Annotated in this window: 20 protein-coding genes; 11 read left to right on the top strand and 9 right to left on the bottom strand. The window is 51.2% G+C overall.

Features of this window, described 5'->3' with window-relative positions; all coding sequences use genetic code 11:
- Nucleotides 1-52: 52 nt before the first annotated feature.
- The 4 genes from mrdA to HRU77_05320 form a co-directional block, all read right to left on the bottom strand.
- The gene (gene mrdA / locus HRU77_05305; protein ID QOJ20162.1) at nt 53-1,966 is read right to left on the bottom strand and encodes a penicillin-binding protein 2; all 1,914 of its coding nucleotides are present in this window, start codon (nt 1,964-1,966) and stop codon (nt 53-55) included.
- Complete coding sequence (mreD, locus tag HRU77_05310; protein QOJ20163.1) at nt 1,963-2,517, bottom strand: rod shape-determining protein MreD; 555 nt, start codon at nt 2,515-2,517, stop codon at nt 1,963-1,965. Before mreD ends, mrdA begins: the two co-directional genes overlap by 4 nt.
- The gene (gene mreC, locus HRU77_05315; GenBank protein QOJ20164.1) at nt 2,498-3,388 is read right to left on the bottom strand and encodes a rod shape-determining protein MreC; all 891 of its coding nucleotides are present in this window, start codon (nt 3,386-3,388) and stop codon (nt 2,498-2,500) included. The genes mreD and mreC overlap by 20 nt, the downstream gene beginning before the upstream one ends.
- A 73-nt stretch (nt 3,389-3,461) precedes the next feature.
- Complete coding sequence (locus HRU77_05320; protein ID QOJ20165.1) at nt 3,462-4,520, bottom strand: rod shape-determining protein; 1,059 nt, start codon at nt 4,518-4,520, stop codon at nt 3,462-3,464.
- 130 nt (nt 4,521-4,650) lie between these two features.
- Here HRU77_05320 and gatC point away from each other — a divergent pair, with 130 nt between their 5' ends.
- From gatC to HRU77_05350, 6 genes are all read left to right on the top strand, one after another.
- Nucleotides 4,651-4,938, top strand: coding sequence for an Asp-tRNA(Asn)/Glu-tRNA(Gln) amidotransferase subunit GatC (gatC, locus tag HRU77_05325; protein QOJ20166.1), 288 nt, complete (start codon nt 4,651-4,653; stop codon nt 4,936-4,938).
- 95 nt (nt 4,939-5,033) lie between these two features.
- On the top strand, nt 5,034-6,482 hold the full coding sequence (gene gatA, locus HRU77_05330; protein ID QOJ20167.1) for an Asp-tRNA(Asn)/Glu-tRNA(Gln) amidotransferase subunit GatA: 1,449 nt from the start codon (nt 5,034-5,036) through the stop codon (nt 6,480-6,482).
- Nucleotides 6,483-6,527: 45 nt separating this feature from the next.
- The gene (gene gatB, locus HRU77_05335; protein ID QOJ20168.1) at nt 6,528-7,967 is read left to right on the top strand and encodes an Asp-tRNA(Asn)/Glu-tRNA(Gln) amidotransferase subunit GatB; all 1,440 of its coding nucleotides are present in this window, start codon (nt 6,528-6,530) and stop codon (nt 7,965-7,967) included.
- Nucleotides 7,968-8,205: 238 nt separating this feature from the next.
- Nucleotides 8,206-8,793: a hypothetical protein gene (locus tag HRU77_05340; protein ID QOJ20169.1), complete on the top strand. Its 588-nt coding sequence runs from the start codon at nt 8,206-8,208 to the stop codon at nt 8,791-8,793.
- Nucleotides 8,794-8,898: 105 nt separating this feature from the next.
- Nucleotides 8,899-10,413, top strand: coding sequence for a ubiquinone biosynthesis regulatory protein kinase UbiB (gene ubiB / locus HRU77_05345; protein ID QOJ20170.1), 1,515 nt, complete (start codon nt 8,899-8,901; stop codon nt 10,411-10,413).
- Nucleotides 10,414-10,505: 92 nt separating this feature from the next.
- Nucleotides 10,506-11,591 carry an ABC transporter ATP-binding protein gene (locus HRU77_05350; GenBank protein QOJ20171.1) on the top strand — a complete coding sequence of 362 codons (1,086 nt, stop codon included), beginning with the start codon at nt 10,506-10,508 and terminating at the stop codon, nt 11,589-11,591.
- 300 nt (nt 11,592-11,891) lie between these two features.
- Here the strand turns inward: HRU77_05350 and HRU77_05355 are convergent, their stop codons facing one another.
- Nucleotides 11,892-13,046 (bottom strand): DUF4157 domain-containing protein, encoded by a 1,155-nt coding sequence (locus HRU77_05355; protein QOJ20172.1) that lies wholly within the window; start codon nt 13,044-13,046, stop codon nt 11,892-11,894.
- Between the two features lie 503 nt (nt 13,047-13,549).
- On the opposite strand from HRU77_05355, the gene HRU77_05360 reads away from it, so the two are divergent.
- The 5 genes from HRU77_05360 to HRU77_05380 are packed head-to-tail and all read left to right on the top strand — an operon-like array spanning nt 13,550 to nt 17,386.
- Complete coding sequence (locus HRU77_05360; GenBank protein ID QOJ20173.1) at nt 13,550-14,446, top strand: ABC transporter permease; 897 nt, start codon at nt 13,550-13,552, stop codon at nt 14,444-14,446.
- Nucleotides 14,447-14,496: 50 nt separating this feature from the next.
- Nucleotides 14,497-15,255: an ABC transporter permease subunit gene (locus HRU77_05365; protein ID QOJ22070.1), complete on the top strand. Its 759-nt coding sequence runs from the start codon at nt 14,497-14,499 to the stop codon at nt 15,253-15,255.
- Between the two features lie 2 nt (nt 15,256-15,257).
- Nucleotides 15,258-16,370 carry a spermidine/putrescine ABC transporter substrate-binding protein gene (locus HRU77_05370; GenBank protein QOJ20174.1) on the top strand — a complete coding sequence of 371 codons (1,113 nt, stop codon included), beginning with the start codon at nt 15,258-15,260 and terminating at the stop codon, nt 16,368-16,370.
- Nucleotides 16,371-16,405: 35 nt separating this feature from the next.
- A complete protein-coding gene (locus HRU77_05375) occupies nt 16,406-16,714 on the top strand; it encodes a (2Fe-2S) ferredoxin domain-containing protein (GenBank protein QOJ20175.1) in 309 nt (102 codons plus the stop codon).
- A gap of 36 nt (nt 16,715-16,750) precedes the next feature.
- The gene (locus HRU77_05380; protein QOJ20176.1) at nt 16,751-17,386 is read left to right on the top strand and encodes an alpha/beta hydrolase; all 636 of its coding nucleotides are present in this window, start codon (nt 16,751-16,753) and stop codon (nt 17,384-17,386) included.
- A gap of 18 nt (nt 17,387-17,404) precedes the next feature.
- On the opposite strand, the gene HRU77_05385 is transcribed toward HRU77_05380, so the two are convergent.
- From HRU77_05385 to HRU77_05400, 4 genes are read right to left on the bottom strand one after another with little or no spacing between them, the layout of a single operon-like run.
- Nucleotides 17,405-18,037 carry a response regulator transcription factor gene (locus tag HRU77_05385; protein QOJ20177.1) on the bottom strand — a complete coding sequence of 211 codons (633 nt, stop codon included), beginning with the start codon at nt 18,035-18,037 and terminating at the stop codon, nt 17,405-17,407.
- Nucleotides 18,030-19,487, bottom strand: a complete 1,458-nt coding sequence (locus HRU77_05390; protein QOJ20178.1) for a response regulator — start codon at nt 19,485-19,487, stop codon at nt 18,030-18,032. The genes HRU77_05385 and HRU77_05390 overlap by 8 nt, the downstream gene beginning before the upstream one ends.
- A 7-nt stretch (nt 19,488-19,494) precedes the next feature.
- Nucleotides 19,495-19,941 carry a response regulator gene (locus HRU77_05395; GenBank protein QOJ20179.1) on the bottom strand — a complete coding sequence of 149 codons (447 nt, stop codon included), beginning with the start codon at nt 19,939-19,941 and terminating at the stop codon, nt 19,495-19,497.
- Between the two features lie 12 nt (nt 19,942-19,953).
- Complete coding sequence (locus HRU77_05400; GenBank protein ID QOJ20180.1) at nt 19,954-21,591, bottom strand: PAS domain-containing protein; 1,638 nt, start codon at nt 21,589-21,591, stop codon at nt 19,954-19,956.
- Nucleotides 21,592-21,989 lie beyond the last annotated feature (398 nt).

Raw genomic sequence — 21,989 nt, forward strand, 5'->3', positions numbered from 1 at the left:
AACCCGATATGCGGCGCGAATACAATCCAGAATTATTACCGGCGCTCATTGTTCACAAATGTTCATGATCGTGATCCGCCAGCGGTTCCGTCAATTGCGCAACGGCTGCTTCCGCCGGTTTTCCCAGCAAAAAATAGTCGAATACTTGCCGCGCGATCGGCGCTGCGGTAGAACCGCCGGTGCCGGTATTTTCGACCAAAACGGCCAACGCGATCTTGGGGTTTTCCGCCGGTGCGTAAGCGATAAACATGGCGTGATCGCGGTGCCGCTCGTTGATCGCCTTTTCATTGTAGCGCTCACCCTGTTTGATCGCGATCACTTGCGAAGTGCCGGTTTTACCGGCAAAGGTGTAAGCCGCATTGGCGCCGGCTTTGGCCGCCGTGCCGCCGGGGCGGGTAACATCCACCAGCGCATTCTTCACGATGTCCAGATTCTTCGGTTTCATGTACACGTTGTACAGCATCTTCGCCGGGATGTCTTCGACTTCCCCGGTCTGGCTGTTCTGAATCCGTTTCACCAGACGCGGCGCGTACGCCTTGCCGTTATTGGCGATGATCATGGTGGCGAAAGCCAGCTGAAGCGGCGTCGCCAGATTGTATCCCTGGCCGATGGATACGGAAATGGTATCGCCGGCGTACCACTTCTGCTTATATTGACTCATTTTCCAGGCGGACGAAGGCAGCAATCCGGCGACTTCGCCTTCGATATCGATACCGGTTCTTTTTCCCAAACCGAACTGACCGATAAAACTATGAATATTGTCGATGCCGAGATCGTTGGCCAAACTGTAATAATAGGTGTCGCAAGAAACGACCAGCGATTTGTGCAAATCGACCCGGCCATGGCCGCCCCGTTTCCAGTCGCGGTAGCGGCGATCCACCCCCGGCAAGGAGAAGTAACCGGGATCGCTCATACTGTATTCCGGCGTGCGTTTGCCCAATTCCAGCGCCGCCAGCGCCATGAACGGCTTGAACGTCGAACCGGGCGGATAAACGCCGCGCAACGCGCGGTTGTTGAGCGGCCGGTCGATCGAACCGTTCAGCAGATTCCAGTTTTCCTGATCGATACCGCCGATGAACAGATTATTGTCGTAACCCGGTTTGCTGACAAACGCCAGCACTTCGCCGTTATTCGGATCCAGCGCGACCAGCGCGCCGCGGTGTTCGCCGAATGCTTTCTCAGCGGCTTCCTGCAATCCGAGATCGAGAGACAGGATCAGATTGTTGCCCGGGATCGGCGGCGTTCGCGATAAAATACGAATCGAGCGGCCTGCCGCGTCGGTTTCCACTTCCTCAAAGCCGGTGATACCGTGCAATTGCTTTTCATAGCTTTGTTCAATGCCGATCTTGCCGATGTGCTGCGAACCGCGATAGTTATGCAATTCGTCGTTGCGTTCCAGTTGCTCGAGATCTTGATCGTTGATGCGGCTGATATAACCGATGACATGCGACACGATTTCCTTCTCGGGATATTGGCGCAGCACGCGCGCCTTAATTTCGACACCCGGAAAACGGTAGCGATTCACCGCAAACGTTGCGATTTCCTCATCCGTCAAGCGGCTGCGCACGGGCAGACTCTTGAACCGTTTGCTTTCCTTCAGCAATTTCTTGAAACGTTGACGGTCTGTCGGCGTTATTTCAATGATCTCAGCCAGTTCGTTCAAAGTCGCTTCAACATCCTTGATCTGGCTGGGCACGACTTCCAGCGTGTACGCCGAAAAATTCTGCGCCAGCGTCCGCCCGTTGCGATCATAAATCAGGCCGCGGTTGGGAACCAGCGGTGAAATGAAAATCCGGTTCGCTTCCGCCAGCGTGTAATAGTGCTCCTGTTGCGTCACTTGCAAATAATAGAAACGCGCGTACAGAATCAAGAACAGGATCAACACAAACCCGGCGCAAATACTGAGACGGAGGCGGAATTTATGTAATTCGGCGGGATGATTTCTCAGTTCGACATGTTGCTTCATAACGCATCAGGATCCGGTTTCTGCTTCAGTAGCAATTTTAATAGATAGGAAGCCGGCGCCCACAACAACGCTCCGGTCACGATCGACAGATAATATTGCCAATCAGGCAAGAGAGCGTCGCTCAATACCGCAACCAACACGATAATCCATTGCATCATCAATAAAATCAGAGCAATCTGCGGCGCTTGCCGGAGCGGATTAAACAACCGCAAGCGCCGCCCGAAAATCTGCGTCAGATAAATCACCACGCTGTAGGCCAACGCATGCTGCCCAAGCACCCCGGCATTGCCGACATCCATCAGCAATCCCATGCCGAAAGCGATGCTCATGCCCATTTTATGCGGATAATTGATGTTCCAGTACGCCAGCGCCAGCGCCAGAAAATCGGGACGCAATACTAAAATATCACCCTGCAGCGGCAAAAAATTCAGGATCAGCGTAACGATCAAACTGGCGGCGACAAACCAATTACTGGCAGGCACATAGACATCTTCCTGCGCAATGTAATGCTCCTTACTCAGCGGCTCATCTTTAATTTTTTCCGGGTCCAATTACCGAATTCTCTTGAGTATCATGAAATTCCGGCTGCATCAGAGCCAGAATCAAAACTTGCCGGTTGCGGTCCACCCCGGCAATGGGTGTGCTGATAATCTGCGCGAAATCGCCCGTCGGGTCGCGTTCGATCCGCAGCACTGTCGCGACCGGAATGCCAGGAGGATATACGCCGCCAATTCCGGAAGTTACCAGCAAGTCGCCCTGCTGAATATCCGTGTTCACCGACAAATAGCGCAATTCCAATTCGTCGTTCTTTCCGGTTCCGGAAACCACCGAGCGCAAACCGTTACGCACCACTTGCACCGGCACCGAGTGATCCTTGTCGGTGAGCAGTGTCACCTCGGACGACCAGGGATAAAGCTGGGTAATCTGTCCGACGATACCTTTTTCGTCGATGACCGCCTGACCCAACTGAATATGATGCTGACTGCCCTTATTCAAGGTAATTTTATGACTGAACGGATCGCGCGGGGTGAACAGGATTTCCGCCAGAACCGCCTGGGTTTTGGAAGCAGGTTCGATTTGCTGAACTGCACCCAGCAGTTTGCGCAATTGCGCATTCTCGGCTTCCAGCGCTTGCAATCTCAGTAGCTGCTCGCGATTATCCAAATAAATCTGCCTTAATTTTTCATTTTCTTCCAGCAAGTAGAAACTGGCAATGAATTCACCGGTTTGATCGTAAATGTTGGTGGGAATATAGGCGATTTTCTGCAGCGGAAAAATAATCACCCCGATGGTCTGGCGCAACTGCGGAAAATACTTGAAACGAGTATCTTCGGCAATCAGCAAACAGGATAACAAAGTAAAAACGAACAGCCGCGCGAACGGGCCTGGGCCATGCCGGAAAAACTGAGGAACTGTTTCCATTACATTCCGGACTCAACAATCAATTGATTTCTCAATCAACGCGGAAATAAAAATAAGAAATACCCGAATTGATTTAATCGCGGGCGAAAATACCGATAGACCGGTCCATGTTCTCCAATGCGATGCCGGCACCGCGCACCACGCAGGTCAGCGGATCGTCGGCGACGATGACGGACAATCCGGTTTCTTCCATCAACAACCGGTCAATATCGCGCAACAGAGCGCCGCCGCCGGTCATAACCATGCCTTTTTCCGCAATATCCGCACCCAATTCCGGCGGCGTATGTTCCAGCGCGGATTTAACCGCGCTGACAATACTATTCAGCGGTTCCGCCAGCGCTTCCAGAATTTCATTGCTGGAAATGGTGAAACTGCGCGGTATGCCTTCCGCCAAGTTGCGGCCCTTCACTTCGATTTCGCGCACCTCCGAACCCGGAAAAGCCGAGCCGATTCCTTTCTTGATAATTTCCGCGGTCACTTCGCCGATCAGCATGCCGTAATTGCGGCGGATATAGTTGATGATCGCTTCGTCAAATTTATCCCCGCCGACACGCACCGAATTAGAATACACGATACCGCCCAGTGAAATCACACCCACTTCGGTGGTGCCGCCACCGATGTCGACCACCATCGAACCGGTCGGTGACTCAACCGGCATATCGGCACCCAATGCCGCCGCCATCGGTTCCTCGATCAATTCCACCTTGCGCGCGCCGGCCCCGTAGGCCGCTTCGCGAATGGCGCGGCGCTCCACTTGCGTGGAACCGTACGGGACACAAATGACGATGCGCGGATTGGCGGAAAGCAGGCGCGGCGGATTGACCCGGCGGATGAACATTTTCAGCATCTGCTCGGTCACGGTAAAATCGGCGATCACGCCGTCTTTCATCGGGCGGATCGCGGTGATGTTACCCGGCGTGCGGCCCAGCATTTGCTTGGCGGCGAGACCGACCTGCTGAATCATTTTTTTGCCGTTGGCTCCGCTTTCTTCACGGATTGCAACTACGGAGGGTTCATCCAGCACGATACCTTGGCCGTGGACATAAATCAGCGTATTCGCCGTGCCCAAATCGATCGCCATGTCTGTCGAAAAATAGCTTCCAAGGATATTGTTGTTCAAGAAATTAAACATAGTGGCAGAATCCGTTATTAATAATCATGATGAGAGCGAATGATAAAGTAAAACCATCAAAAAATAATACGCCGGCAAAACGGGGGCATGATACCCTAATAGTTATTTGAATATAAGGTTACCGATTAAAATGACTTTATCCGTTAGTGACGTGAAGCGTATAGCTGATCTTGCTTATATTGAAATTGATGAAAACGAGGCAAAAGAGACTTTGACTCACCTATCCGGCATTTTTAATTTGATTGAATCCATGCAAGCGGTCGATACCTCGGCGGTGGAACCCATGTCGCATGCGCAGAGCGTCTTGCAGCGTTTACGTGAAGATGAAGTCACTGAAACCGACCAGCGCGAATTATACCAATCAATCGCACCGCAAGTCGAAGACGGTCTGTATCTTGTTCCTCAAGTTATTGAATAAACTCAGTACTATCGTAACAAAACACCCCCGAGAAAGCGCAGCGCTAGAAATACAATCATTAACGTAACATTTCATTTTTTCTGATCAGCAAATCCATGTTTAACGCCAGTCTTAAACAACTCTCGATGCAACTTGCCGGAAAAAAAATTTCCAGCACCGAATTGACCACCGAATTTCTGAAGCGCATTCAGCAGACCAACCCGGAATACAATGCCTTCATCACCGTGAACGAGGCAATGAGCCTGGCACAAGCGCAAGCAGCCGACAAGATGATCGCCGCGGGACAAGCCGGTCCGCTCACCGGCATCCCGATCGCGCAAAAAGATATTTTCTGCGCCAAAGGCTGGTTAACCACATGCGGTTCGAAAATGCTGTCGAATTTCGTTTCACCGTACGACGCTGGCGTCATCGAACGTTTCAATCAAGCCGGGGCGGTGAATATCGGCAAAACCAACATGGACGAATTCGCCATGGGGTCGAGCAATGAAACTTCCTATTACGGCCCGGTGAAAAATCCCTGGGATCATGCGGCGGTACCCGGCGGCAGCTCGGGCGGCGCGGCTTGCGCGGTAGCCGCCCGATTGGCGCCCGCGGCCACCGGCACCGATACCGGCGGTTCGATCCGCCAGCCCGCCGCATTGTGCGGCATCTCGGGCATAAAACCGACGTACGGACTGGTGTCGCGCTACGGCATGATCGCGTTTGCTTCCAGCCTCGACCAAGGCGGGCCGATGGCCAAATCGGCAGAAGATCTGGCGCTGTTGTTGAACGTCATGGTCGGATTCGATGCGCGCGATTCCACCAGCTTGCAACGCGATGCTGAGGATTACGCGCGCGATCTGCAAAAACCGCTGGCCGGGTTGCGCATCGGTTTACCCAAGGAATACTTCGCCGAGGGCATGAGCCGCGATGTCGCCAGCGCAGTCGACAGTGCCCTGAACGAATACCGCAAACTGGGCGCGCAAACGGTCGAGATTTCGTTGCCGAACGCGCCGCTGGCAATCCCGGTTTATTATGTGCTGGCTCCTGCCGAGGCTTCCAGCAATCTGTCGCGCTTCGACGGCGTGCGCTACGGCTATCGCGCCGAATCGTACAGCGATCTGGCCGACATGTACCGCAAATCGCGCGCGCAAGGCTTCGGCGCCGAAGTGAAACGGCGTATTTTGATCGGCACCTATGTGCTATCGCACGGTTATTACGATGCCTATTACATCAAAGCGCAAAAGCTGCGCCGCCTGATCGCACAGGATTTTGCCGAGGCCTACAAACAATGCGACATCATCATGGGCCCGACGACGCCGACCGTTGCGTTCAATCTGGGCGAAAAAAGCGGCGATCCGATTCAGATGTATTTGTCCGACATCTACACCAGCGCTGCCAATCTGACCGGCATGCCGGCCATGTCTATCTCGATCGGTTTCGGCGATAAAAACCGTCCGATCGGCCTGCACATCATCGGCAATTACTTCTCGGAAGCGCACATGCTGAACGTCGCGCATCAGTACCAACTGGCCACCGATTGGCATACCCGGTCGCCGGTTTAAAACCAATCTTCGTTTGTGAAACACACTTGAGCTGGAAAACATATCATGCAGTGGGAAATCGTCATCGGTCTTGAAGTTCATACGCAACTGTCAACACACTCCAAAATCTTCTCGGGCGCATCCACAGCCTACGGTGCGCCGCCCAATACTCAGGCTTGCGTAATCGACCTGGCGCTGCCCGGCGTGTTGCCGGTATTGAACAAAGGCGCGGTAGAACGGGCGATCAAGTTCGGCTTATCGGTCGGTGCAAAAATCAATTCGCCGTCCATTTTCGCGCGCAAGAATTATTTTTATCCCGATTTACCTAAAGGCTACCAAATCAGCCAATATGAATTACCGGTAGTGCAAGGCGGTACCATCGCGATTCAAGTCGACGGTGCCGAGAAAACCATCCGATTGACGCGCGCGCACTTGGAAGAAGACGCCGGCAAGTCGCTGCACGAGGATTTTCACGGCATGAGCGGCATCGACCTGAATCGCGCCGGCACGCCGCTGCTGGAAATCGTCTCCGAACCGGACATGCGCAGCAGCGCGGAAGCGGTAGCGTACGCCAAAACCTTGCACGCGCTGGTGCGCTGGATCGGCATTTGCGACGGCAACATGCAGGAAGGCTCGTTCCGCTGCGATGCGAACGTTTCGGTACGCCCGCGCGGCACGGAAAAACTCGGCACGCGCTGTGAAATCAAGAATCTGAACTCGTTCCGTTTCCTGGAAAAAGCCATCGACTACGAAGCCCGACGGCAAATTGAGATTCTCGAAGACGGTGGCGCGATCCGCCAGGAAACCCGGCTGTACGACGCCAACAAAGACGAAACCCGCACCATGCGCAGCAAGGAAGATGCCAACGACTACCGCTACTTCCCCGACCCGGATCTGCTGCCGCTGGAAATTTCCGCAAGCTGGATCGAGCAAGTCAAATCCGCCCTGCCGGAATTGCCGCAAGCGCGCCGCGACCGCTATGTCGCCGAATTCGGATTATCCGCGTACGATGCTGCGGTGCTGACCGCTTCGCGCGAAACCGCCGATTATTTCGAAACCGCCGTCAAGCAATTACCCGCGCAGGCCAAACTGTGCGCCAACTGGATCATGGGCGACATCAACGGGCAATTGAACAAGGAAGGCATCGACATCAGCGCCTGCCCGGTCAATCCATCCCAACTCGCCGCGCTGTTGACGCGCATCGGCGACGGCACGATTTCCGGCAAAGCCGCCAAAACAGTGTTCGAAAGTATGTGGAACGGCGAATTGGATAAAAACGCCGACGCCATCATCGCTGCCAAAGGCTTGAAACAAATTTCCGACGACAGCGCCATCGAGAAAATCGTCGACCAAGTGCTCGCCGCCAACGCGCAGCAAGTCGCCGATTACCGCGCTGGCAAGGAAAAAGCCTTCAACTCGCTGGTCGGTCAAATCATGAAAGCTACCCAGGGCAAAGCCAATCCGGCGCAGGTGAATGCGATGCTGAAGAAAAAGCTGGATGGCTAGATAAACCCTGCCGAGAGCAGCGAGTAATGGCCGGGCACAGTAGTTTTTCAAAGCTTCCGGTGCAAAAAATCCGGTATTCAGACCGGTATACAATGAACACCGGTTATAGTGCTATACTCGCAAACCTGTTGTAAGCGTCGAAGAAATCGTCGCTTTACCGGCACATATCAGGCGCTGAATTAAATAAGCGGTGCTTTTTCTTCTATTCCGGTCATTACATCTGCAAACGTTAACTATAATGCTGGCATCCGTTGTCATCACGTCCATCAATCATGTCCTGCGCAACGAGCAGTGGGCATGCACGCGATTGCAATCGCATGCTGGCAGAACGGTCAGTATCCGGATACCGCCGATGGTGGGTTTCAGCGTTGAGATCGACGGCGAAGGCAAGCTACAGCCCGTGGATGGCGCACAACCAGCGGATGCGGCGCTGACTTTGCCACTGCTGTCGATGCCGCGCTTGGTTGCACGGGGGCCGGATGCATTCAAGGCAATCGCCATCAGCGGCGATCAAGCGTTTGCCGGTGAATTGATTGCGATTGCCAAGCAGATCGACCCGGGCGTGGTCCTTGCGCATGATTTGAGCAAAACGGTCGGCGATATTCCCGCACATCGCATCGTGCAGGCAGGCGAGCAGCTGGTGCAGTGGCAAAGCGGCAACGTTCACCGTTTAGCGCAAACGCTTGCCGAGTATTGCACCGAAGAAAGCGGCTTTCTGACCAAACCGGCGGCTGTCGAACGATTTGCGCAAGAAGTGAGAAACTTACAATTTGACATTGAAAAACTGGAGCAACGGCTGAATCGGTTAGACCGGTTGACCCGGTAATACATCGCAACCAGCAGAACCGGAGTACTCATCCAATCATGAATAAACTGACGCTGCCCTAATCAACCCGCCCGATATTCGTTCACTTCCTATTGCTGATCTTTCATGCGCTTATTCCGCCTCCTAAAAATACAGTACGTCGCGTTTCAATTCGGTCTGGACGAATTCGTTTTGGGTCATAGCCGGTTACGGTTCTTGCGCGTACTGGTCAGGACGTTGACGTTCTGGCGTAAACTGGATAAACCGCGCGGCGAGAGACTGCGGCTGGCGCTGGCAACCTTGGGGCCGATTTTTGTGAAATTCGGCCAAATGCTGTCGACACGGCGCGATATTCTGCCGCAGGATATCGCCGATGAATTGGCCAAGCTGCAAGACCAGGTGCCGCCCTTTTCCTCCGAGCTTGTTTTCACAACGCTGGAAAAAGAATACGGTCAGAAAGTCGACAACATATTCTTCAAATTCGACCCTATCCCTATCGCCAGCGCATCGGTCGCGCAAGTGCATTTGGCCACGTTGCCCAACGGCACCGAAGTCGCGGTCAAAATACTACGTCCCAATCTCGCAACGGTCATTACACATGACATTGCGCTAATGGATACCGGCGCCTGGCTGGCCGAAACTTTGTGGGCCGACGGCAAGCGTCTGAAATTGCGCCAGGTTGTTTCGGAATTCGCCCGCCATCTCGACGACGAGCTCGACTTGATGCGCGAAGCGGCCAATTGCAGCCAATTGCGGCGCAACTTTCTCGATTCACCGCTGCTGCTGGTTCCCGAAGTGTATTGGGATTACTGCCGCAACGGCGTGATGGCAATGGAACGCGTCAAAGGCATTCCGATCAGTCACGTGGAAGAATTAAAAGCGCAGGGCATCGATATTCCGCAACTGGCGCGCGTCGGCGTGGAAATATTTTTCACCCAGGTATTCCGCGACGGTTATTTCCATGCCGACATGCATCCGGGCAATATTTTCGTCGGCAAAGACGGCCGCTATATCGCGGTCGATTTCGGCATTATGGGCACGCTCAGCGATCAGGACAAAAACTACCTGGCGCAAAATTTCCTGGCCTTTTTCCGCCGCGATTACGCCCGCGTCGCGCAAGCGCACGTGGAAGCCGGATGGGCGCCCAAAGATACCCGCGTGGACGATTTCGAAGCCGCTATCCGGGCGGTGTGCGAACCGATTTTCGACAAACCGCTGAAGGAAATCTCGTTCGGGCGGGTTCTGCTGCAATTGTTCCAGGCATCGCGGCAGTTCAACGTCGAAATCCAGCCGCAATTGGTTCTGCTGCAAAAAACCTTGCTCAATATCGAAGGCCTGGGACGCGATCTCGACCCCGATCTGGATCTGTGGAAAACCGCCAAACCGTTCCTGGAAAACTGGATGTCGGAACAAATCGGCCTGCGCGGATTCGCCAGCCGGATTCAAAAGGAAGCCCCCAATTGGGCTATCATCCTGCCGGAATTTCCCCGTCTGATCCATCAGGCCTTCGCTGAGAACCGTAACCATGAACTGGAAAGAAAAATGGCCGATCTGGTAGCTGAAGAAAAACGCCAGAACCGGCTGCTGCTGCTCATTGCAATCCTGCTGGCGGGATTGCTGGCGTGGCAGATATTCCAGTAATTCCGCACAACCATCGGCGCGAACCGGAAGCGAATGACCATCAGCCCGGTAAGCTTTGCTAAAGTAACCGCTTTCCTCGCGCTGATGAACGTATGACACTCCTCGAGATCCGTAACGTAACCAAACGGTTCGGTAATTTCACTGCTATCGACAATGTCAGCATCGCCGTCGAAGCCGGGGAGTTTTTTACCTTGCTGGGCCCGTCCGGCTGCGGCAAGACCACATTGCTGCGCATGATTGCCGGTTTCGATGCGCCCGATTGCGGTGAAATTTTGCTCGACGGCGCAGACATCGTGAATCTTCCACCGGAAAAGCGCCCCTTTCATACCGTTTTCCAAAGCTACGCATTATTCCCGCACATGACGGTCGCCGGCAATATCGGATTCCCGCTGAAAATGGCGGGCAAAACACCGGCGGAAATCAAGGAAAAAGTCGCCGAAGCGCTGGAAGAAGTCGAGCTCACGCCGTTTGCCGAGCGCTATCCGCATGAACTATCCGGCGGACAAAAACAGCGCGTGGCCTTCGCGCGCGGGCTGATCAATCAGCCGCGCTTGTTGTTGCTGGATGAACCATTGGGCGCGCTGGACGAAAAACTGCGCGAGAACATGCAGCGCGAGCTGATCAAGCTGCAAGCCGAAGCCGGGGTTACGTTCATTTATGTCACGCATGCGCAAAACGAAGCATTGGCGCTGTCGCACCGCATCGCCGTGATGAATCAGGGAAAAATCGAGCAGATCGACGAACCGTCGCGCATTTACAATTTTCCCGTTAACCGTTTCGTGGCCGACTTCATCGGCAAGATCAATATGCTGAAAGCCCAGGTTAGCGAAGTTTCCGCTGCCCATTTAAAATTAACCGTCAGCGGCCTCGGGGAAGTCAAAGTGCCACTCAAGGCACAGATCGGCACCGGCGCTCAGGGTGTCATTGCCATCAGACCGGAACAAGTTCGTATCGCCGCGCGCGCGGATGAAGTGACGGCTGAATTCCAATCGGCTGGAAAAATAAAGGATTTCTTTTACATCGGCGATGTCACGACGTATATCATCGAGCTTGCCAACAGCACGCGCATTGAAGCACTGCTTCCCAATTCCGCTCCGGGTCATGCCAAGCTGTTTGAAATCGGCGATCCAGTTGTGATCAGCTGGCAGGAACAATCTGCGCAATTCTTTCCCGACTAACCGATCATTAATTTTTCCAGGATATGCAATTATCGAACCGGATTGTCAAATGGCTCATCAGCAAACCGTCATTAATCTTTTTACTGATATTTTTCTGCGCTGGGTTTTTGATTCATAATCTTGCTTGTTTTCACTTTCTTAGAGAGTTTACTGGGGATTCCGGGGTTACTCAGTGAAGAAACAAGAATTCTTTAACGAATCTGACACTTATTTACCTTCCCACCTCCCTTAGTCCATCCTCTTCTCACTCATCATCTCACTTATAGGTAGAGTGTATATTTATCTCACATCTTTTTATTCTTACTTAATCAACTCAATTGCAATCGTAGCACTATGATCTGGTGGTGCATTTGCCATATCGTTAGCTACAGTCCTCTCCCATGCTGGCCATGCCCCTGTAGTGTTTTGTCCGCCATCCTGCTGGAATATATTATCGTACCCCCCTCCTCCACCCATCGCGTCGGCAAGCATATGCCCACGATGATATTCCCTTGCATTACCAGCAACATTAACGTTATACGCTTGAACTTGCGTGCCGTTGCTATCTTCCCTCACGTACTGCGCATTGTATGACGCAGGAGTAGGTCTTGCAGCGGGACCTGGAGCTGCGCCTCCCATGAAACTACCGACCAAGTCAGAATAACCCACTTGGTATCGATTCGCATCTTCGTGTACATGCACCCTATTCGGCACCAACTGCTTACATTGATTATCCCCGCCACGCGCAATACTTTTTTCTCCGGAAAATTCCGATGGCATAGTCGACAACGCCCTTCCCCCCATCAAATCGGCCTCAGTCTCCAACCCTGCATCTTCATTAATTTGTACTCCGCCCTTCATCTGCATCGTCGGTTTAACCCTTCCCTGCGCCTGTTGCACCACATGCCATGCCTCATGCGGCAAATGCTGCTCCTGTCCCGCCGCTACATGTATTTCACTACCTTGCGCGTAAGCATGTGCATTTAACCGTGCCGGTTTATCGGAATTATAGTGAACCTTTACATGATCCATATTCATGCCCGATAGCGATTCAATACCGGCTTTAAGTTGGCTAGGTAAACCAGTGTTATTGGGTTTTAGCGTTTCCGCGCTAGCCTCGCGCTGCGCCGTTTTACCTGTAGGCTTTGCTTGCAAAGACTTTTCTTCCTCTACCCGCTGCACTTCCTCCGCCCCTGGTGCTACTCGGGGCTGCGTTATAGTACCTACCGCTATTTGTGCCTGCAACGCTTGCATTCTTTGGATTTGTGGACTGCTATGCATTTTGGCTTGTAGAGCTTGGAGTCTTTGCTGCTGAAGACTATTGCCCATCATCGTCTGCATAGCTCTTAACTGCGCGGTTTCCGGACGGTTATCATCAAAGGTTGTTTGCGGCTCCGCAATAAATTGCGCCGTGCGTTGCGACGTTGGGTTTTGTTGTTTGGTTTGCTCGGCGGGCGTTTGTATATGGGGTCGCATGTTTGCTTAATCCTTTCGACATAGAGTAAGTTGTAATACTAGCACCCGTTTACTTTTGAAGACGTATAAGCCAGCAAAAAGGAGCACAGATAAAAACAAAGCACCTTTTTACTGAAATTCATTATACGCAAACAGGGTGTTCGTGCAAATTTGCTGCCAAAAAATGATAAAAATCACTTTATCTTTCTTTAAGATGCAATGAGCTCCCCAGCAATTAGGAATATCCCTGGCTTTCATGTGAAAGCCCCCCACAGCATAACCAGCTCAATCAAGAAGCGGCCTGAGAAAAAAATTGGAATTGAATAGAACCAAATGAGCTTTCGCCGTGGCTGCTTTGACTGAAAAGTCAACGTAGTAGTTATGCGAAGCAAAATATGAGCCGCCCTTCTAGTCTATTAATAAAGAATCGCTTCTGGAACCGTCGTGTAAAATAACCGCAGGAATACTTCAAGCTTCACTCGACCGGATCAATAGCCTATAGCTTATCATCACATTTTAAAAGCATGCGCACATCCAGCTATCTCGTCAAATGGCTTATCAGCACACCGCCGCTGCTGTTCCTGCTGATATTCTTCGCCGCGCCGGGTGCGATCATGGTGTTGACTTCATTCCGCTTGCCGGGTGAATTCGGCGGTCTGGCGCCGGTTCATATTATGTCTGGCGATGTCAGCGAAGAATCCGGTTTGACGATCGAGACCTATCAGTTTTTCTTCAGCGATTTCATCTATCTCGAAATATTTCTGAAATCCTTCGTTGTCGCCACGCTCACCACAGTGATCTGCATCGCCATGGCGTATCCGCTGGCGTTGCTGATCGCCCGCAGCCGGGAAAAATTCCGTAATTTGATGATCATGCTGGTGGTGCTGCCGTTCGCCAGCAATTTTCTGATCCGCATTTATGCCTGGATGATCATCCTCGGCCCGGAATCGGCGCTCAGCCACTTGATCAACCATGTTCTGGCGGTTTTCGGCATCGCGCCGGTCACGCTGCTGTTTTCGCCGTTTGCGGTTCTGATCGGGATGATTTACGTGCACTTACCGTTCATGATTCTGCCGCTATACACCAATCTGGAAAAACACGACCCCATCTTGCTGGATGCCGCGCAAGATCTGGGCGCGAGCCGCTGGCAGCGCTTCTGGTACGTGACCTGGCCGCAATCGCTGCCGGGTATTTTTTCCGGGTCGGCGCTGGTGTTCATTCCCGTTCTCGGCATGTTCGCCATTCCCGACATCCTGGGCGGAACCGGCGACATCATGGTCGGTAATCTGATCAAAGACCAATTTCTCGGCACGCGCGACTGGCCGTTCGGTTCGACACTGTCGATCATGCTGACGCTGGCGGTGCTGGTCATCGCCGGATTATTCGCCCGGCTCGCCAAACCGGTTACCAAGATCACCTGACCATGACCCGCCCAGATAAACCCGCCGCCAGGCAGCATCGCCAAACCGCTTTGTGGGTCGTATCAATCGGGGTGTACACTTTTTTGTATATCCCGCTGATCATCGTCATCGTATTTTCATTTAACGACTCGAAACTCAATGCCGAGTGGGCGGGGTTCACGCTGCATTGGTACCGGGCTTTGCTAAATGATCATGAAATGCTGCTGGCCGCGCGCAATTCACTGATCATCGCCGTCAGCGCCAGCACCATCGCCACGATCCTGGGAACCATGGCCGGTTTGGCGATTCACCGCTACAAGCTGAAAGTATTGCCGGTGCTGGCGTTCACCCCGGTCGCCATGCCGGAGATCCTGCTCGGCGTCTCGTTGTTGCTGTTTTTTCTGCAAGTGCTCAACCTGACTCTCGGCATGATTTCGATCATCATTGCGCACACGACTTTTTGCATCGGATTTGTCGCGATTATCGTGCGCGCGCGTTTGCAAGGCATGGACGAATCCATTTTCGAGGCCGCGCGCGATCTCGGTGCAACGCCGTGGCAGACTTTCCGGCAAATCACCCTGCCCTTGATCAGGCCGGCCATCATCGCCGGAGCTTTAATGTCGTTCACGCTGTCGATCGACGATTTCGTCATTACTTTCTTCACTAAAGGCGTCGGCGAACCGATTCTGCCGATTCAGATCTACACGATGATCAAGGTGGCGGTCACACCGGAAGTCAATGCCATCTCCACCTTGCTGATGCTGCTAACGTTGACGCTGATCATCATCGCTTCACGATTCGATAGCAGTATGCTGGGTGACTCCAGGTAATCATGCTCCACTGGTTACAGTTGCAGCTTCCGCTCACAACGACCATTCTCGCGCTGTCATTGACGCTGGGCGGTTGCGTGCAACGCCCTGCCGCTTCCGGTCACGCCGGCGCCAACGTCCTGCAGCTATTCAACTGGAATAATTACATCGCACCGCAAACCGTGCAGCACTTTGAGGCTTTGTGTGATTGCCACGTCGAACAGGATTATTTTTCCGATAACGAAGAAATGCTGGCCAAACTGGCTGCCGGCGCCACCGGCTACGATTTGATCGTCCCGACCGGCAACGCCATGGATACCTTGATCCGCCAAGGCGTTCTGGTGCCGCTGGATAAAACCTTGCTACCGAATCTGAAGAATATTCACCCCGCTTATCTGAAAACGCAATTCGACCCGGAAAACCGCTATTCCGTCCCGTATGCCTATACGCTCACGTTATTGGGATTCAATACCAACAAAATTCGCGAGCTGGGTTTGCCGGTGGATACCTGGGCGCTGATTTTCGAACCGGAATACCTGAAGAAAATAAAAGGGCGTGTGACGGTGCTGGACAGTCCGCGCGAGTTGATGGCTGCGGCATTGTTATATTTGGGTTATGCGGCAAACGATCAGGATGAGGCGCACTGGAATCAAGCGAAGGAATTGATTATCCGCGCCAAACCCTATTGGGCGGCATTCAGCAACACCAGCTACATCCGTGAAATCGCCATCGGCGATTTATGGGTGGTGCACGGTTATTCGAACGATTTATTTCAGGCCGCGCAGGATGCGCAAAAAACCGGGCGGCATTTCACTATCGATTACGCTATTCCCAAGCAAGGCGCGGTGATGTCGCTGGACAGCATGGTGTTGCATAAGAGCGGGAAACACCCTGATTTGGCGCACCAATTCATTAATTTCATGCTCGACGGCAAGAATTCCGCCGAGCTGACCAATCTGATCGGATCCGGCAATCCGAACACGGCGGCAAAACCGTATATCCGGCCGGAACTGGTGCATAACCAAGTGATATTCCCGGACGACGATACCTTGGCACGGCTGGAAATGATCACCGACCTGAATCATCAGCAGCGCCGGATACTCAGCCGCATTTGGACGGAAATAAAATTGCGTTAAACTTACCCTCTTTCAAATTCTTTCCGGGAATACTCATGAGTTATTATCAGCACCATGTTTTTTTCTGCACCAATCAACGTGAAGGCGGCGCCAAATGCTGCAACAATTTCGGCGCGCAGGAACTGCGCGATTACGCCAAGCAGCGCATCAAATCACTCAAGCTGGACGGCAAGAAAAAAATCCGCATCAACAACGCCGGTTGCCTCGATCGCTGCGACGAAGGCCCAGTGATCGTCATTTACCCGGAAGAAACGTGGTACACCTACATCGACAAGGACGACATCGACGAAATTATCGACGAGCACCTGATCAAGGGCAATGTCGTGGAACGCTTGAAAATCTGATCAGCACCGGTTTTCTACATAGTTGAGAACAATAGTTTGTCCATCCTCACGCAGAAATTTTTCATCGATGGCCCAGCGGGTAAGCTGGAAACCGTTCTGGGCGAACCCGATTCAGCACCGAAGGGAATCGCCGTCATTGCACACCCGCATCCGCTACACGGCGGAACGATGGACAACAAAGTCGTGCATACCTTATTCAGCACTTTGCTGGAACTTCAGTTCATCACGGTAAAATTCAATTTCCGCGGTGTCGGCCGCAGCGAAGGTAGCTTTGGGCAGGGTGTCGGTGAAATCGAGGATGTCATCGCAGTGACGCAGACGATTCGCAATCAATTCAGCCATCAGTTCCCGGAAATTCCGTTGCTGCTGGCGGGATTTTCATTCGGCGGCGCCATTCAGTTGCACGCGGCGGAGGAATTGGCGCCCGAATTTCTGCTTCTGGTCGCGCCGTCGGTGGTTAATCTGCAAGCACCGCCGGTACCGGAGACGACACAATATGCTCTGATCATACAAGGCGATAAAGACGATATCGTATTGCCCGAAGCGGTCTTAGGTTGGGCGGAACCGGCGGCGCAACCGGTTGTGATCGTACCCGGCGCGGAGCATTTCTTTCACGGCAAACTGACGCTGCTCAAGCGGCTGGTTTTCGATCATTTCGCGCACAGAATTTGAAACCGGATTTAGCCGATTCTATTCGACAAGCCGATGTTGGATGGCGTAACGAACGAGTTGCGCATTATTTTTCATATTCATCTTTTCCAGAATGCGCGAGCGGTAAGTGCTGACCGTTTTGACACTGAGCGCCAGTTTGTTGGCGATCGATGTTAATGACTCTCCGGCGACGATCAGTTTGAAAACATGAAACTCCCGATCGGAGAATGTGGTGTGCGTTAATTTATCCGATTCCATGACCGGGTTGAATAACAGCTTCTCAGCCAATTCCGGATTGACGTATTTGCCGCCTTTCGCCAGGCGGCGAATCACGGTAATCAACTGATCGGTCGGACTGTCTTTGGTCAAATAACCGGAAGCGCCGGAACGAATAGCCCGGATCGCATATTCTTCTTCCGGGTACATGCTGAGAACCAATACACACGACGAAGCATTGGCCGATAAAATTCTTTTCAGTATGTCCAAACCGTTGATATCGGGCAGATTAATATCCAACAATGCAATATCCCAGTCGGACTCCCGCGCTTTCTTGAGAATATCCTTGCCGTCGGTAGCTTCGGCAACCACATTGATATCATCCGTTTCGTTAAATATCCTTTTCAAGCCATCGCGAAATAAAGCGTGATCATCCGCAATCAGAACGTTAATCATGGACTAATTCCCCAACGTTTGTTACCGCAATGGTCAGCGGTATTTTAAGTGTCACCACACTGCCCTTGAAGGGTTTACCAGATATTTCAAGCTTGCCGCCAAATTGCTGCGTTCTCTCTTTCATGCCAATAATTCCAAATGACTCGGGATTCAGCAGCTGTGATTCCGTTATACCGACACCATTATCCTTAATAATAATCACAATATCGTTATCATCTTCGATGAGCTCAATATCCACGCTCGTGGCTTGCGAATGCCGGGTTATATTGATAAAAATCTCCTGAATAATTCTAAAAATACTGGTTTCAAAGTTCTTGTTACTGCAACATATGGTCGATATGACCGATTCCAAGTGGCATTTAATATTCGTGCGCTGTTCAAATTCACGCACCAGCCACTCGATCGCGCCATACAGGCCGAGATTATCCAGCACATTGGGGCGCAAATTCACCGACACCCGGCGCGCGGTCTCGATCGCTTCCCCCGTTAAGGCGTAGAGCGATTTTACCCGCTCATGCATCGGGTCTGCCGTAATCTTTTTCGACAACCAATCCAGATCCATTTTCAGAACGGTCAATGTACCGCCCAGCACATCGTGGATTTCGCGGCCTATCCGGGTTCTTTCCTCTTCCCTGACATCTTGCAGATGCGTGGTCAGATGGCGCAAGTTCTCAATCATCCGTTTGCGTTCCGTAATGTCTTCGATCATGCATAAGTGACAGACTTCATGATTATTCATCGTTTCAAACGGTACCAGCGACATTTCGATCCAGATGACGGACATATCCGGACGCAGCACTCTTTTTACTATTTTACTGTCATGCGGTTGATGACGAATAAAAAGTTCAATATCCTTTTGATAAGAAAGGACATCATCAGGATGAATAATATCCGCTTGATGAATGCTCAGCAGTTGATCCACGCTTCGCCCCGCGATACAGGCATACATGGGATTCACATCGTAGTATTTCCCCGTCTGCAAATTGATCAGGGCGATGCCGAGCGGCGCTTTCTCAAAAACGGTCTGGAACCGCCTTTGCGCTTTTCTGTTGCTTTCTTCAATGCGCTTGCGTTCAATCGAATAGCGGATGACGCGCGCCAATACGCCTTCGGTCAGACTTCCCTTGACCAGATAATCCTGAGCGCCCGCTTTGATCGCTTTGATGGCGAGTTTCTCATCGTTCCTGAACGATAAGACCGCAATCGGTATGCTCGCCGCATGTTCGCGCAATTGATTGATCGTTGTAATGCCGTCGCTATCCGGTAAAGTGAGGTCCGACAGAATCAAATCAAACGAGTGCCGGCGGATTAACTCAAGCGCGGAGCTTAGCCGCTCGGTATGGACCAAGGTAATTTGATCGCCCATTGCTTGCTGCAAATCACTTTGCACCAGTAAGGCATCCGTTTCGTTATCCTCAATCAATAAAATATGAATCTTGGATGAAGTCATGATGTAATCAGGGCTCGGATAGAATGGAGGAAGTAAACCAAAAATCCTTAATCGATTTCGCGGTTCGAATACAGTCGTCAAAATCGACCGATTTTCTGACATAGCTATTGGCATGATGGTCGTATGCCGCTTTGACATCTTCCTTGGTGATGGAAGATGTATAAATGATGACGGGGATGGTCTTCAATTCAGAATTCGATTTCAACTCCGCCAAAACTTCCAATCCGCTTTTTCTCGGCATATTGAGATCCAGCAAGATAATATCGGGGCGCGGCGCGTTCGAATACTCGCCCTGCTGCTGCAAGAACTCCAGCGCATAAACGCCGTCCTCGGCTACATGCACTTCACTGTTTGCTTCACAGAATGCAAATGCCTCTTTGATCAATAAAACATCGGTCGGATTATCATCGATCATCAGAATTATTTTGGGGTGGGTATTATTTTTGTGATACATCGTGATAATTTATCAGTTCTTTGGAATTGTGAAGTAGAATGAAGAGCCTACATTAGGCGCCGATTTAACCCAAATCTTTCCGCCGTGATGTTCCACCACTTTCTTGCAGATGGCCAAGCCAATGCCGGTGCCGGCATACTCGCGCCGGCTGTGCAGACGCTGGAATACTCGAAAAATACGCTCGAGATATTGCTCTTCAATACCAATTCCGTTATCGGTAACGGAAAAAATCCATTCACGCTGATTTTCTTCAACGCCGATGTGTATCTGCGGTGGCTGATTTCTGCGGAATTTGAGTCCGTTATTGATCAGATTGGTAAATAACTGAATAAATTGGAAGCGTATGCCTTTGACCAGCGGAAGCTTATCGTGCGTCACAATCGCATTACACTCGCCAACGACGACGGATAAATCCGTCAACACGTTTTTCAATAACTGTTCGCAATCAATTTCAATCAGCGATTGACTGGCATTAACCTGTGCATATGTCAGCAGGTCATCAATCAGCACTTGCATACGATTGGTACCGGCCACCGCATGCGAAATCAAATCCTTGGCTCGTTCATCCAACTGATGATCGCAGTATTTTTTGAGTAACTGAACGAAGCTATTGATAGCACGAAGCGGCTCTTGCAGATCATGCGTAACGACATAGGCGAATTGTTCCAACTCATCATTTGAACGGGCCAATTCCGTTACCTGTTCTTCCATTCTTTGTTCCAATTGCTTGTAATTCGTTACCTCAGTCCGTATCCCCACATATTGATAGGGAGATCCGTTTTTATCGAGAAATGGCACTATGGTTGTATCAACCCAATAGAATGTACCGTCTTTAGCACGATTTTTGATCTCTCCGCGCCACACATCACCTTTCGTAATAGTAGCCCATAAATCTTTCATGAATTCTTTAGGGTGATAGCCGGAATTGACAATACGATGATCTTGCCCGATTAACTCTTCGGCGGAATATTTGGAAACCTGGCAGAATTTCTCATTAACATACCGTATCTTTCCGGATTTTTCGGTTATTGCGACGATGGCATGCGCGTTAAACACGTTTTCAATCATGCGCACATCATTCAGCAATACATTCTGCACAGCAACCCGCTGATTTTGTTGCCACCATGTTGCGAGATCATGTGCGATATTTTTTAAAAACGCAGTATCTTCATTTTCCGACCAGCTCGCCACATCGATATCTTCGGAAAAGACACCCACTTGACCGGCCGTGACGCCGTCAACCGTTACCGGCACCAAATATTGATACGTTAAAAGGCGCACTGATTTGCTCGCTGTAAAGCACTTTCCATCAATCTCAACGAACGGAAAGACCCGATCACACGGCAGCCACGCAAATCTCATATGCTCAATCAACTGCCGGCACAAATCGTCGACCGCGCGAGCTGTCAGCATGACACGGGAAATTTCATATAAACATGACAGTTTGATTAGCGGCGCATGTATTTTAATCTCAGTCGGTTCCGGATAATCATTCTCGCCGCGCGAAACATAGGAAACAAACTGAGTTTCGTGCGTTTTTATATTACCATTCGATCCTTCTTTGGAATCCGCTGCTTGATCAGCGGTTACCTTCCACAGCGCATCCGGGTAAAATTTTTCAATCCAGTTGGACTCTTTTTGTGCATTCATTCGCTATTAATCCGTACACATATCTAGTATCTGTTTGTCATCGCCATCTATCAGTGACCAATGAGTTATTCCTTCTCCACCGGATGATTTATTAATATCAATAATCGCAAATAGTATCTTCCTAATGGATTAAAAACTATAGGAATATTCTGATTGTATTTTCTATTGATTGAGTTAATCACTTAATCTTATTCAATAAAATTTAGCAAAGATTTAAGTGTTACATCACAAAAATCGCATAAAACTAAATTTCGTTTCAGCAAAATTTTGCTATTAACCAACACGGCAACAATTCCTCGATTGCATGCTAGCTGAACTAATCGTTCAGCGATTTCTTGAAAACAGGGCAATTTATCAACCTATTCCCAGCTTACAAAGAGATTTTCCGATTGAAATCC

It is taken from the genome of Gammaproteobacteria bacterium (genome assembly GCA_015709615.1).
Classification (GTDB): Bacteria; Pseudomonadota; Gammaproteobacteria; order Burkholderiales; family Nitrosomonadaceae; genus Nitrosomonas.

Coding starts and splice junctions, on each gene's coding strand:
- gatA (QOJ20167.1), top strand. CDS start 5,034: ATGTTTAACGCCAGTCTTAAACAACTCTCGATGCAACTTGCCGGAAAA.
- mrdA (QOJ20162.1), bottom strand. CDS start 1,966: ATGAAGCAACATGTCGAACTGAGAAATCATCCCGCCGAATTACATAAA.
- ubiB (QOJ20170.1), top strand. CDS start 8,899: ATGCGCTTATTCCGCCTCCTAAAAATACAGTACGTCGCGTTTCAATTC.
- HRU77_05350 (QOJ20171.1), top strand. CDS start 10,506: ATGACACTCCTCGAGATCCGTAACGTAACCAAACGGTTCGGTAATTTC.
- HRU77_05360 (QOJ20173.1), top strand. CDS start 13,550: ATGCGCACATCCAGCTATCTCGTCAAATGGCTTATCAGCACACCGCCG.
- gatB (QOJ20168.1), top strand. CDS start 6,528: ATGCAGTGGGAAATCGTCATCGGTCTTGAAGTTCATACGCAACTGTCA.
- HRU77_05395 (QOJ20179.1), bottom strand. CDS start 19,941: ATGTATCACAAAAATAATACCCACCCCAAAATAATTCTGATGATCGAT.
- HRU77_05400 (QOJ20180.1), bottom strand. CDS start 21,591: ATGAATGCACAAAAAGAGTCCAACTGGATTGAAAAATTTTACCCGGAT.
- HRU77_05390 (QOJ20178.1), bottom strand. CDS start 19,487: ATGACTTCATCCAAGATTCATATTTTATTGATTGAGGATAACGAAACG.
- HRU77_05320 (QOJ20165.1), bottom strand. CDS start 4,520: ATGTTTAATTTCTTGAACAACAATATCCTTGGAAGCTATTTTTCGACA.
- gatC (QOJ20166.1), top strand. CDS start 4,651: ATGACTTTATCCGTTAGTGACGTGAAGCGTATAGCTGATCTTGCTTAT.
- mreC (QOJ20164.1), bottom strand. CDS start 3,388: ATGGAAACAGTTCCTCAGTTTTTCCGGCATGGCCCAGGCCCGTTCGCG.
- HRU77_05385 (QOJ20177.1), bottom strand. CDS start 18,037: ATGATTAACGTTCTGATTGCGGATGATCACGCTTTATTTCGCGATGGC.
- HRU77_05340 (QOJ20169.1), top strand. CDS start 8,206: ATGCTGGCATCCGTTGTCATCACGTCCATCAATCATGTCCTGCGCAAC.
- HRU77_05375 (QOJ20175.1), top strand. CDS start 16,406: ATGAGTTATTATCAGCACCATGTTTTTTTCTGCACCAATCAACGTGAA.
- HRU77_05370 (QOJ20174.1), top strand. CDS start 15,258: ATGCTCCACTGGTTACAGTTGCAGCTTCCGCTCACAACGACCATTCTC.
- HRU77_05355 (QOJ20172.1), bottom strand. CDS start 13,046: ATGCGACCCCATATACAAACGCCCGCCGAGCAAACCAAACAACAAAAC.